We start from the raw sequence: 13,309 nt of genomic DNA on the forward strand, positions 1-13,309 counted from the left end.
TTTTATTTTTTAATTGTTAGAGCGTCAGCAACTAATGCTGCTTGTTCAATATCATGCAAAGCTTTGTATCCACATGCTGGCGCCGCAGATGCTGGACGTCCAGCATACTCTAGATAAGTACCTGCTGGAATTGCTTGTCTAAATTGATGTTGAGAACAATACCAAGCACCTTGGTTTTGAGGTTCTTCCTGACACCAGACAAAGTCTTTAACGTGGCTATACTGCTGCATAATTTCATCCATTTCTTTATGCGGAAAAGGATATAGCTGTTCTAAACGTATAATTGCAATATTATCAAGCTCTTGTTTACGGCGTTCTTGTAATAACTCGTAGTAAACTTTACCACTACAAAATACAACTCGTTCTATATTTTCAGGCTTAATATCATCAATTTCATCAATTACGTTGTGAAAAACACCTTCAGATAGCTCTTCTAAAGAAGAAACAGCTAATGGGTGACGTAAAAGTGATTTGGGTGTCATTACAATTAAAGGACGACGAAGTGGTCTTACTGACTGACGACGTAGCATAGCATATACTTGAGCAGGTGTTGATGGTACACACACTTGCATATTGTGATCAGCACATAACTGTAAGAATCGTTCTAAACGGGCCGATGAATGCTCTGGACCTTGACCTTCATAACCATGCGGTAGCATACATGTTAAACCACATAAGCGACCCCACTTTTGTTCACCAGAACTTAAAAATTGATCAAATACAACCTGAGCACCATTTGCAAAATCACCAAACTGCGCTTCCCACATCACTAATGTAGTTGGTTCTGCAGTTGCATAACCATACTCAAATGCAAGTACCGCAACTTCAGATAAAACAGAATCATAAACTTCAAATTTACCTTGACCCTCAGATATATTTTCTAAAGGTGTGAAAGTAGAACCATCTTTTTGATTATGTACAACAGCATGACGATGGAAGAATGTACCTCGACCAGAGTCTTGACCTGTCATACGAATATCAGTGCCATCATTTACAATTGATGCATAAGCTAAGTTTTCAGCCATGCCCCAATCTAAAGGCTTTTCACCAGTAGCCATTAATTTACGATCGCCGTAAATCTTTGCTACACGTGATTGTGCTTTATGTTCATCTGGATATATTGAGATGTTAGCAGCCAAGGCTTTGAGTTTTTCAACAGATAAACTACCATCGTATTCTACATCCCAATCATGACCAACAAACTTGCTCCAATCTGACGAATGTGACGTTTCAGGTCGCTTTTCTTCAACAACACATTTTCCTGCATCTAAACTAGTACGATACTCATTGGCAATCTGTTTCGATTCATCAAGAGATACAATACCTTCTGCTGCTAATTGCTCAGCATATAATTGACGAGGAACTGGATGTTTTTTAATTTTCTGATACATAATAGGCTGAGTTGCATTAGGCTCATCAGCTTCATTATGGCCGTGACGGCGATAACAAACTAAATCAATTACAATATCACGCTTAAATTTGTTTCTGTAATCCAAAGCAATTTGAGTTACAAGGGTAACAGCTTCTGGATCATCAGAATTAACATGAAATATTGGTGCTTGTACCATTTTAGCAATATCAGTACAGTATTCTGTAGAGCGTACATCTTCTTGCTTAGATGTCGTGAAACCAACTTGGTTATTTACCACAATACGAATTGTACCGCCCACACTAAATGCGCGAGTCTGTGATAAATTGAAAGTTTCTTGGACAACACCTTGACCTGCGATTGCAGAGTCGCCATGTAATGTAATAGGTAATGCTTTTGAACCATCTGTACAACCTAAACGGTCAAGACGAGCACGAACTGAACCCATAACAACAGGATTTACGATTTCTAAGTGAGATGGGTTAAATGACAGTGCCATATGAACATTGCCACCTTTAGTAGCAAAATCACATGAATAACCCATATGATATTTCACATCACCAGAACCCAAGTTAACTTGTGTTTTACCAGCAAACTCATCAAATAAGTCTGATGGGTTTTTGCCTAGCACATTTAGAAGCACATTAAGACGGCCACGGTGAGCCATACCAATAACAACTTCTTTTTGGCCGCTTTCGCCAGCACGGTGAACAAGTTCTTTTAACATTGGAACTAAAGAATCACCACCTTCCAATGAAAAACGTTTAGCGCCAGGGAACTTAGCACCTAAATATTTTTCTAGACCATCAGCTGCAGTTAATCCTTTAAGAATACGTAGCTTATTTTCTTTGGTGAAGTTTGGTGTAGACTGGACCGACTCAAAACGTTGTTGTAACCAACGCTTTTCTTCTGTCGAGGTAATGTGCATGTATTCAACACCAATAGAACCACAATAAGTCGTTTTTAGTGCTTTATACAGCTCACCTAAAGGCATGGTTTCTTTGCCGATGGCAAAAGAACCTACATTAAATTCGCGGTCAAGATCTGATTCTGATAAGTCGTGGTGAGAAAGCTCTAACTCACGAATTTTGTCCCGTTTCCACAAATTCAGTGGATCAAGATTGGCACTTTGATGGCCTCGGAATCGGAATGCATTAATCAGTTGTAATACTTTAACTTGCTTTGCATCACCTGCTCCACCCGTAGCTACAACAACTTCTTTATGTTTGTTTTTTGCAAGCGTTTCAAATTGTGTCCTGATCTCAGAGTGCTTACTCTCAACATCAACACCATCTACTTTAGGTAAACGGTCGAACACTTCACGCCATTCATTTGGCACCGAAGACGCATCATCTAAATACGCTTCATATAGGTCTTCTACATAAGCGACGTTTCCGCCATTCATGTGAGACGAATCTAACCATGCCTTCATTACACCTTCGTGCATTTATAAGCCCTTTTCTTCTAGCGCAGAAATAGTTTAAACACAAAGATAGCCATAACATTAAGATATGGCCATCTAAATATTGATAAATCTGGTTACTTAGATAGAACGGTTAAGTAACATAGATTTGATATTACCAATAGCCTTAGTTGGATTAAGACCTTTTGGACAAACACTGACACAATTCATGATCCCGTGACAACGGAAAACACTAAATGCGTCATCAAGATCTGCTAAGCGTTCTTCAGTTGCAGTATCGCGTGAATCTACAAGGAAACGATACGCATGAAGAAGACCAGCAGGTCCGATAAACTTGTCTGGATTCCACCAAAATGATGGACAAGACGTTGAACAACATGCACATAAAATACATTCGTACAAACCATCTAGCTTATCACGCTCTTCGATACTTTGAAGATGCTCTCTAGCCGGAGGGTTTGTATCATTATTGATCAAATAAGGTTTTACTTTTTCGTACTGAGTATAGAATTGAGTCATATCAATGACTAAATCACGTACTACTGGTAAACCTGGAAGTGGACGGATCACGATTGCTTTATTGCCTCTTTTAAGAGTCGATAAAGGTGTGATACACGCCAAACCATTTTTACCATTCATGTTAAGTCCATCAGAACCACATACACCTTCACGACATGAACGTCTAAAAGATAAAGTTGGATCTTGTTCTTTCAACAGGATTAATGCATCCAGTATCATGATATCGCTACCCTCTTCAAGTTCAAGAGAGTAATCCTGCATACGCGGTGCTGTGTCCACATCAGGATTATAACGGTAAATTGAAAATGCTAATTTTGCCATCATCTGACTCCTAGTATGTACGTGCTTTAGGTGGGAAAGCTTCGCGATGCACTGGTTTCATATTTACATCACGTTTAGTCATTTCTTCAGTAGAAGGTGTATAGATTGAATGGCATAACCAATTCTTATCATCACGTTCAGTGAAATCTTGACGCGCATGTGCACCACGAGATTCAGTACGGAAGTTAGCCGCTTTAGCTGAACAGAAAGCAGTTTCCATTAAGTTATCTAATTCTAAACACTCAATACGCTGCGTATTAAATTCTGTTGATTTATCATCAAGACGTGCATGTTGTAAACGTTCACGAATTTCAGTTAACTCTTTCATACCTTGTGCCATAGCATCACCTTCACGGAATACCGAGAAGTTTAATTGCATACACTGCTGTAAGTCTTTCTTGATTTGAACAGGATCTTCACCTTGACCAGACTTAGATGTTTCCCAGCGATTAAAGCGTGATAACGCAGCTTCAACGTCTGAGTCAGCATGATCTGAAGACTGAGTATCATTAAGGTATTCACCTAAGAAATTACCAGCAGCACGACCAAATACAACCAAATCTAATAATGAGTTACCACCTAAGCGGTTTGCACCATGTACAGATACACATGCAATTTCACCTACAGCAAATAAGCCGTCGACAATAGTTTCATTACCGTTATGATCAATTGATAATGCTTGACCATTAACATTACAAGGTACACCACCCATTTGGTAATGACATGTAGGAATTACTGGAATTGGTTCTTTAACTGGATCAACGTGAGCAAATGTACGAGATAAGTCACATACACCTGGTAAACGTTTTTCTAGTGTTTCTTGACCTAAGTGATCAAGTTTAAGTTTGATATGTGGACCCCAAGGACCATCACAACCACGACCTTCACGGATTTCAGTCATCATTGAGCGTGCAACAACATCACGGCCAGCAAGATCTTTAGCGTTTGGAGCATAACGCTCCATGAAGCGTTCGCCATCTTTATTTAATAGATAACCACCTTCACCACGACAACCTTCTGTAACAAGTACACCCGCACCAGCAATACCAGTCGGGTGGAACTGCCACATTTCCATATCTTGCATTTGAATGCCAGCACGAAGTGACATACCAACACCGTCACCCGTATTAATGTGTGCATTTGTCGTAGAAGCAAAAATACGACCCGCGCCACCTGTTGCTAAAACAGTTGCACGAGATTTGAAGAATACAACTTCGCCAGACTCGATATCAATTGCAGTACAACCTACTACAGCACCTTCTTGGTTTTTAACTAAATCAAGTGCATACCATTCAGAGAATACGTTTGTTTTATTTTTTACATTTTGCTGGTACAAACAATGAAGTAAAGCATGACCTGTACGGTCAGCTGCTGCTGCAGTACGCGCTGCTTGTTCGCCACCAAAGTTTCTTGATTGGCCACCGAATGGACGCTGATAGATAGTACCATTTTCAAAACGAGAAAAAGGAAGACCCATCTTATCTAATTCAATAATTGCTTCAGGACCCGTTTTACACATATATTCGATAGCATCTTGATCACCGATAAAATCGGAACCTTTCACTGTATCGTACATGTGCTGTTCCCAATGGTCTTCATGGCTGTTGCCTAAAGCAACAGTGATACCACCTTGAGCAGATACTGTATGAGAACGTGTAGGGAAAACTTTAGAAATTAATGCACACGTTTTACCTGATTCTGTAATTGCAAGCGCTGCGCGCATACCCGCACCACCAGCACCAATTACAACCGAGTCAAATTCACGAACAGAATATTTCACTTACACACCCCACAATACAAATAAACCAACTGCAACATACACAAATGACATTAGATTTAATAAAAAGCCTAATACTGAACGTAATTTTGCACATTTAACGTAATCAGTAAGTACTTGCCATAAACCAATTTGTGTATGGATCATCATGCTAACTAAAGCTGCAAATGTAAAAACTTTAACCGCTAAGTTTGAAAATAATCCTTGCCAAGCCTCAAAAGTGACTTGTGGAGTTGTTAAGAAATAACCAATAATGAATAACGAATATGCCGTTAATATTAATGCTGTTGCACGTAAAGATACAAAATCTTGTACGCCATTACGTTTTAGAGATGCTTGATTTACAACCATATCCATACCCCTGCCAATACTGCTGCTACAGCCCACAATCCAAGTGAGATTGTTGCGCTGCTATTGCCTGATTCAAGTTCTTCCCAATATCCCATATCCATTATGATATGACGGATACCACCAATAATGTGATATGCCAACACAGTGACAGTACCCCATGCAATGAATTTGGCAACGAACCCACTAAATAGGCCCTTGACGAATTCAAACCCTTCAGGTGATGAAAGAGACTCTGACCAAGCCCAAATTACAAATGTTAAGGCAAAAAATAATGCAACACCGGTAATACGGTGAAGAATAGAAGCCTTTGCAGTTGCTGGCATAGAAATAGTCGATAAATCGAGATTTACAGGTCTTTGCTTTTTCACAGTTACTTGCCCATCTGGCCCATTTAGGACCCAACTATTGTTTTTATACACCCATCTAATTTTATTCGTTTAAATAAATTCAAATGGAACCATCAAAATAAACAAACCTAGAATGGTGACGAGCCAAAAAAGGTACTACACGTTTACTTCAGACGCAGTAGGTTTAATTCATAAGAATAAACCTTGCACAGTATATATTCCCCCTGAGCAATTTACAATTTTTGTTTAATTAGAATGCCTTGCAAATTAGCCTTTAGTATACTATTTAATCTTTTCAGAATATATATCATGCTTTTTTGCATTAATTTTCATTAATATTGACTTTTATCCCCATTTATACGTTAAAATGGTGCTAATTTGCTTAACAATAGACTTAAAATCATAACAAATTGATTTGTTATAACAGGAGATGATTTAGATGGCAGACAAGAAAGCAGTACTACATATCGATGGCCAAGACGCAATTGACTTACCTATTTATTCAGGCACAGCGGGTCAAGATGTAATCGATGTACGTTCATTAGGTGCTCATAACCATTTCACATACGACCCAGGCTTCATGTCTACTGGTTCTTGTGAATCAGCTATCACTTTCATCGATGGTGCTAAAGGTGTTCTTTTACACCGCGGCTACCCAATTGACCAACTTGCAGAACAGTCTAACTACCTTGAGTTATGTTACTTGCTTCTTGAAGGTGAATTACCTAACAAAGAACAAATGGCTAATTTTGAAAATGAAATCACGACGAATACTATGATGCATGAAAAAATTGGTGCATTCTTTCAAGGTTTCCGTGTAGATGCACATCCTATGGCAATGTTATGTGGTGTAGTAGGTGCATTATCTTCTTTTTATCATGATGACTTAGATATCACAGATCCTGAGCAACGTAAGCGCAGCGCGATTAAACTTGTAGCTAAATTACCCACTATCTCAGCAATGGCCTATAAATATACAATTGGCCAACCATTTGTATATCCTAAGAATGATTTAAGCTACGCAGAAAACTTTTTACATATGATGTTTTCTGTACCGGCTGAAGAATACAAAGTAAGTCCAGTACTTGCTAAAGCAATGGACCGAATCTTCATGCTTCATGCAGATCACGAGCAAAATGCATCAACTTCTACAGTACGTATTGCGGGTTCTTCTGGTGCAAATCCATATGCTTGTATCGCTGCAGGTGTCGCATCTTTATGGGGTCCAGCACATGGCGGCGCTAATGAAGCATGTTTAACTATGCTAGAAGAAATTGGAACTGCAGATCGTATCGAAGAATATGTTGCAAAAGCAAAAGATAAAAGTGACCCTTTCCGTTTGATGGGTTTTGGTCATCGTGTATACAAAAATTTCGATCCACGTGCAACAGTTATGCGTCAAACATGTCACGAAGTGCTAAAAGAGCTTAATATTCAAGACCCATTACTTGAAGTTGCAATGGGATTAGAAAAAATAGCATTAGAAGACCCTTATTTTATTGAGAAAAAATTATACCCTAATGTAGATTTTTACTCGGGTATTATCTTAAAAGCAATTGGTATTCCAACAAGCATGTTCACTGTTATCTTTGCTATGGCACGTACGGTTGGCTGGGTCTCACACTGGGATGAAATGTTATCTCAACCAGGTCAAAAAATCGGTCGTCCTCGCCAATTGTATACAGGTTATACAAAACGTGATTACGCTGATGCTAATAAAAGATAATTATTAGTCATTATTGCAAAGGAGACTTTCGGTCTGCTTTGCAAGCTTTTTCATGTTCATTTGTATCTCGCTTTTCATTATTAAATCCCTTAAAATACCGCCCTCTTTTGATAACCTGATCTTTTAAATGTGCAATATTGATATTCTAAGACATGACTTTCCAATTCTAAATAAAATCGTAAATGATCAGCCCTTGATCTATTTAGACTCAGGAGCCACTAGCCAAAAGCCGCAATGTGTCATAGATTCTCTTAATCATTTTTATACCAACTCAAATTCAAATGTACACCGTGGGATCCACACTTTAGGTGACCAAGCCACCACGTCTTACGAAAATACCCGTGAAAAAGTTGCTCAATTTATCAATGCAGTTCCTAAAGAAATAGTCTGGACAAAAGGTGCTACCGAGTCTCTTAATATCCTAGCGTATGGTTTATCACAATCATTAAAACCTAGGGATATTATTTTAATTAGTGCCTTAGAACATCACGCAAACATTGTGCCTTGGCAGCAAGTCTGTGCTCAAACCGGTGCAATTTTAAAAGTGATCCCACTGGATGAAACACTGCAAAAAATAACATTAAGTGAAACGTTTAAATTAATTGATATCTACAAACCTAAAATTATAAGCCTCTCCCATGCTTCTAATGCATTAGGAAACATACAACCAGTTAAAGAAATAATAGAATATAGCAAAAAATATCAATCAATTACCATCATAGATGGTGCTCAAGCTTTTATGCATTTAAGACCTGATATGAAAAATCTAGACTGTGATTTTTATGTTTTTTCTGCTCATAAAGCCTTGGGCCCTACAGGTTTGGGGTGTTTATATGGTAAATATGAAGTTTTGAATACCTTGCCAGTTTATCAAACTGGCGGAGAAATGATAAAAACAGTGTCATTTGAAGAAACTATATTTTCTGAGGCCCCAAGTAAATTTGAAGCAGGTACACCTAATATCGCTGGTGTGATAGCATTCGGTAGTGCGATTGATTATTTAGATAAAATAAATTTTAATGCGCAATTAATATACGAAAAAGCCCTTTTTCTATCTTTAAGAAATCAACTTGAAAATATTTCAGGTATTAAACTTTATGGTGATTTAGACCAGAATATAGGCACTATTAGTTTTAATTATAAAAATGAACACCCATTTGATATAGCTACTTTATTGGATCAATATGGTATCGCTGTAAGAGTGGGAAACCATTGTACTCAACCATTAATGAGTTCGCTAAATATAGAAGGCACTGTCAGAGTAAGTTTAGCCTTTTACAATACTAAAACTGAAATAGAAGTCTTTATAAAACACTTAAAGCAGTGTTTATCATTATTAGATTAACTAAAGAACACAATTATGAATGATACATATATCAATATTAAAAATAAAATTTCCAATGCAAACACTTGGCAAGAAAAATACCGTGAAATAATGCTGTTAGGGAAAACACTACCGCAGCTATCAAATGAACTCAAAATCGATTCTGCTTTAGTTGATGGCTGTGAAAGCAAAGTTTGGTTACACCTTGAATTCAAAATAGGTTTACAAGAAAATACACTATTTATCAATGCCAACTCAGATACCCGAATAGTAAAAGGATTACTTTGCATCATTATTAATTTATATTCAGACCTCACCCCAAGTGAGATTTTATCTATAAACCCAGAAAAAGAATTCGAAGATATGTCCCTTTTAAAACACCTGAGCCCATCACGAGGCAATGGAATAAAAGCGATTCTAAGTGTGATACATAACAAAGCGACAGCTCAAAAATAAATTAATTCAATACCTTGCCTTATATTGAAATTATTTTAAATATTTAGACACATTTTGAAACAGTTTACCTTAAAGCAATAGAAACAAATAAGTTACAATTGTTAAATATTTCTTAGAAAAATATTCTTACTTAAATTATGATTTTTAAAGGTTCACCTTTCGTTAAAACAAGTTTTATTAGTTTACTGACCTTATCCCCTTTACCTTCAATAAGTGCACCAAGCCAAGAACCCCAAAGTAGTAGTCATTATCCAGCATCTTTTTTTTCACAATATCACCCACAAAATGCGTATGACATGGTAGACAGATTACCCGGGTTTTCTTTTGATGGTGGTTCTGATGAGCGTGGTTTTGGTGGTAATGCAGGTAATGTATTGATTGATGGAACCAGACCAACATCAAAATCGGGTGGTTTAAAAGGTGCTCTTATCCGTATTCCAGCCGAACAAGTTGAAAAGATTGAAATTTTACGAGGTGGCAAAGGTTCAAGTGAAACCGCAGGCCAATCAATTATTGCAAATATCATACGAAAATCAAATATTACAACTGGTACTTGGGCTTTAAAACTCAGGCGTGCACCCGATAATGATTTACGACCGAATATTGAAGCTGCTTTCACCACACAACTCGACGGTTGGAATACAGCATTTGACACTGATATCGGTGGTTGGGTTGGTTATAGAACAGCAAAAGTGACCAATAAAAACAGTGAAAATATGCCTACACAAAGTGCAAATGAGATTTTAGATGAGAAAAATAATTGGCTTTATATTAATGGGCTAGGTGAAAAAAACTACCGAACTGGAAAACTAACCATTAATGGACGAATTGGTGGAGATAAATGGCAAGGAGATACAACGCGAGACATATACCAAGTTTCTGCTTCAACTTCTCAACCTGACAAATTTTGGCAACTTAACGAAGATGAAATTGAAAACGAATTTGAATTTGGCATTGACTGGCTAAGCATTACCGATAATTGGAAGTGGCATTTCCTTTCACTCGCTGTCATTAACGATGAAACATATGAAACTCACTTTTATAGCCAAGACTTTGTAACTGCCAATATTTACGATGAGCAATTCAAACAAGACAGGTTTAAAACTGAATACATCATTCGAAATACATATGGAAATGTAGGCAGTGATAAATTTAAACCTGAATATGGATTTGAATTTGCAAATAATAAGTTAGATACACAACTTGAAAACTTCGAGAATAATGTTGAAGTTGTACTTGATACAGCAAATGTTATTGTTGAAGAGTTCAGAGGCGAAGCTTTTATTACTTTTGTATATACAAAAACAGATAAATTATCCTTTGAAGGTGGTTTAACTGCTGAAATGTCCCAAATAAAAGTATCTGGAGATGCAAAGAATAAGCAAACATTTAAATTTTTAAAGCCTAGATTATCTGCAAATTATAATATCACCCCTTCCACTCAATTAAATTTTTTAGCAGAACATACTGTTGGACAGTTGAACTTCAATGATTTTGCGGCCAGTAACCAAGCTGCAGATGATCGCAGCACAGCAGGTAATCCCAACTTAGTGCCAGATCAAACAACTGAGCTCAGTACAACACTTGATTGGCGATTTAGTGAACGTGGTAGTTTAAAAGTCAAAACCTTCTATCGATGGCATAAAGATATTTTAGAAAATATTATTTTACCTTCTGATAATAACGTTCAAAGCCATGGTTTAGGTAATGCTGGTGATGCAACTTTTTGGGGATTCGAATCAAACATCAACTTACCTTTAGATAAAATTCTCAATAATGGTTTACTAGATATTTCATATCAATATAATCGTTCCAAATTTTACGATGATATCATTCAGGCTGATCGTAAAGTCGATGACTACACACCTAAAGCACTCTCATTTCTACTAAGACAAGACTTAGTACAGTACAATTTTTCATGGGGTGTTGAATATTCTGGACATTATACAGATACGTCTTATTTAGTAGATGAAATTCAAACCTTTAGTGGTAATAATCGCTTATTATTTTTTGTTGAAACAACTTATTTTACCGGTTTAAAAACACAACTTGAAATAGAGCACTTCAATACAGGTGAATATACACGCTCTAGGTATTTTTATGAAAATGATAGAAGTGGTAACTTTAATGGGAGCAAAATAGCCAAAAGAAAACGAAAACCTGAGATAAAACTTTCTGTTTGGGGCACTTTTTAATATGAAAAATAAAAGCAGCTAACAGCTGCTTTTACATAAAATATACTGAAATTTGAGATTAATGACGGCTTAAATAAACCTCTTAAGAATAAAGTCACCCTTCACTCTTTTTATTTTCCCTAAAATCTTTTGAACTGGGGCAGGATAATCTTTCATTGTTTCTAATTCATCAAAGCTTGTTATTTGAGTGCAGTGTTTCAATACTTGTATTTTTTCATCTTCAATTGCACTTGCCAATGTTTTATTTGGGTCATCTAATAAAATACCATTTTCTATGTCTAGACTCCAAGCTCTAGGATTCAGATTGTGACCAGATAATAAATGACGCTTTCCATCGGCACACACCCCTTTTAAATGAAAAGAATTGTCATTATCTTTCCACAAATACACTTCAAGTAAACCTTGTTTTAAATACTTATTCTGACTTTTTAAAAATTTTTGCAAAATTGTTTCATATAAATAAGGTAAACCTCCAATAGTATTAAAAGGTTTCTCTGGAGAAATATAAAAGTCATTTGCTGTTTTATCACCCACGACTATGGTCACTTTTTTACCATGTTTTAATAATTTTTTCAGTGAACGCATTAAGGGCGTAGGAAAATTAAAATAGGGTGTATACAGAACAAGCTCTTCTTTTGTCTGATCAAATAAATTTTTAATCAATTTATTAAGATCATTCTTTCTGCGGCCAAAACCTAAAAATAACCTGGCAGTCAGTACACTTTTACTATTTCCACTTGATTGCTTGTATTTTGCTATTTTTAAAGTGCGCATTAATTGCCTGTGCGCTAACTTTATTTGACCATAATCTGAGATTGGACGACTATCTAGCCTTGGAGTAGCTTGCGACACTAACATGACCTCATTTAAAAATGTTTCAATACTGTCACATAAACCTTGCTGATTTAAAACAAAATATCTATCGAGCCTGTATCTCTCATGCTGTTGTAAATAGACATCGTTAATACTTGCACCGCTATAAATTAAAGTATTATCAAAAACGAAACCTTTTAAATGTAAAACACCAAAAAGCTCTTTGGCCTTAATCGGCACACCAAATACTTTAACGTTTGAGCTAAACTTTTCATTATATTCACAGTATAACTTAGCATTTCCTTCGCTTTTACTTTCACCAATTCTTCCACGCCGTGCTCTGTGGTAATCCACTAATACTGTCACTTTTAAACTTGGTTTATTTAAAGAGGCCTGGTGTAGTGCAGTTAAAACTTCTCGCCCGGCATCATCATCTTCAAGATAAAGTGCTGTGATTATGATTCTTTTTTCTGCTTTAGCTATATGATCCAATAATTGTGCTTTAAAGTCTCTTGCACTCGATAAAATGTTTACCGCATCAGCTTTTAATCCAAAAGCAGCTGTATTTTTCCAAAAATCATTACGCACTGACTGTACCCTTTTTGCAGGCTTAATTTATTAATGTTAAGAACATAGCAAAAATTACCTCTAAGGTCATCGATTTAAGTCAACAAACCCGTCTAAACAT

At 36.6% G+C, this 13,309-nt stretch carries 10 protein-coding genes; 4 read left to right on the plus strand and 6 right to left on the minus strand.

Annotation, left to right across the window (positions count from 1 at the left end):
- Positions 1-2: 2 nt before the first annotated feature.
- From sucA to sdhC, 5 genes are all read right to left on the minus strand, one after another.
- Positions 3-2,816, minus strand: a complete 2,814-nt coding sequence (gene sucA / locus BM088_RS04420) for a 2-oxoglutarate dehydrogenase E1 component (RefSeq protein WP_091980456.1) — start codon at positions 2,814-2,816, stop codon at positions 3-5.
- 96 nt (positions 2,817-2,912) lie between these two features.
- A complete protein-coding gene (locus BM088_RS04425) occupies positions 2,913-3,632 on the minus strand; it encodes a succinate dehydrogenase iron-sulfur subunit (RefSeq protein ID WP_091980461.1) in 720 nt (239 codons plus the stop codon).
- 10 nt (positions 3,633-3,642) lie between these two features.
- Positions 3,643-5,412 carry a succinate dehydrogenase flavoprotein subunit gene (gene sdhA / locus BM088_RS04430; RefSeq protein WP_091980464.1) on the minus strand — a complete coding sequence of 590 codons (1,770 nt, stop codon included), beginning with the start codon at positions 5,410-5,412 and terminating at the stop codon, positions 3,643-3,645.
- Entirely contained in the window at positions 5,413-5,760 is a 348-nt protein-coding gene (sdhD, locus tag BM088_RS04435) for a succinate dehydrogenase, hydrophobic membrane anchor protein (RefSeq protein WP_091980469.1), read from the minus strand.
- Complete coding sequence (sdhC, locus tag BM088_RS04440; protein ID WP_091980585.1) at positions 5,751-6,128, minus strand: succinate dehydrogenase, cytochrome b556 subunit; 378 nt, start codon at positions 6,126-6,128, stop codon at positions 5,751-5,753. Before sdhC ends, sdhD begins: the two co-directional genes overlap by 10 nt.
- 418 nt (positions 6,129-6,546) lie before the next feature.
- Between sdhC and BM088_RS04445 the strand changes: the two genes are divergently transcribed.
- The 4 genes from BM088_RS04445 to BM088_RS04460 all read left to right on the plus strand — a co-directional run bounded on the left by BM088_RS04445 (position 6,547) and on the right by BM088_RS04460 (position 11,808).
- Positions 6,547-7,833: a citrate synthase gene (locus BM088_RS04445; RefSeq protein ID WP_091980474.1), complete on the plus strand. Its 1,287-nt coding sequence runs from the start codon at positions 6,547-6,549 to the stop codon at positions 7,831-7,833.
- 127 nt (positions 7,834-7,960) lie between these two features.
- Positions 7,961-9,178, plus strand: a complete 1,218-nt coding sequence (locus BM088_RS04450; protein WP_091980477.1) for an aminotransferase class V-fold PLP-dependent enzyme — start codon at positions 7,961-7,963, stop codon at positions 9,176-9,178.
- Positions 9,179-9,193: 15 nt separating this feature from the next.
- Positions 9,194-9,613, plus strand: a complete 420-nt coding sequence (locus BM088_RS04455) for a SufE family protein (RefSeq protein ID WP_091980481.1) — start codon at positions 9,194-9,196, stop codon at positions 9,611-9,613.
- Between the two features lie 137 nt (positions 9,614-9,750).
- Positions 9,751-11,808: a TonB-dependent receptor domain-containing protein gene (locus tag BM088_RS04460; protein WP_091980485.1), complete on the plus strand. Its 2,058-nt coding sequence runs from the start codon at positions 9,751-9,753 to the stop codon at positions 11,806-11,808.
- 69 nt (positions 11,809-11,877) lie between these two features.
- Here BM088_RS04460 and pssA read toward each other — a convergent pair whose 3' ends face one another.
- Positions 11,878-13,209, minus strand: a complete 1,332-nt coding sequence (gene pssA / locus BM088_RS04465) for a CDP-diacylglycerol--serine O-phosphatidyltransferase (RefSeq protein ID WP_091980489.1) — start codon at positions 13,207-13,209, stop codon at positions 11,878-11,880.
- Positions 13,210-13,309: the final 100 nt, after the last annotated feature.

The sequence above is a fragment of the Pseudoalteromonas denitrificans DSM 6059 genome (genome assembly GCF_900112265.1).
Lineage (GTDB): Bacteria > Pseudomonadota > Gammaproteobacteria > Enterobacterales > Alteromonadaceae > Pseudoalteromonas > Pseudoalteromonas denitrificans.

Coding starts and splice junctions, on each gene's coding strand:
- sucA (WP_091980456.1), bottom strand. CDS start 2,816: ATGCACGAAGGTGTAATGAAGGCATGGTTAGATTCGTCTCACATGAAT.
- BM088_RS04425 (WP_091980461.1), bottom strand. CDS start 3,632: ATGGCAAAATTAGCATTTTCAATTTACCGTTATAATCCTGATGTGGAC.
- sdhD (WP_091980469.1), bottom strand. CDS start 5,760: ATGGTTGTAAATCAAGCATCTCTAAAACGTAATGGCGTACAAGATTTT.
- BM088_RS04445 (WP_091980474.1), top strand. CDS start 6,547: ATGGCAGACAAGAAAGCAGTACTACATATCGATGGCCAAGACGCAATT.
- BM088_RS04450 (WP_091980477.1), top strand. CDS start 7,961: ATGTGCAATATTGATATTCTAAGACATGACTTTCCAATTCTAAATAAA.
- BM088_RS04455 (WP_091980481.1), top strand. CDS start 9,194: ATGAATGATACATATATCAATATTAAAAATAAAATTTCCAATGCAAAC.
- BM088_RS04460 (WP_091980485.1), top strand. CDS start 9,751: ATGATTTTTAAAGGTTCACCTTTCGTTAAAACAAGTTTTATTAGTTTA.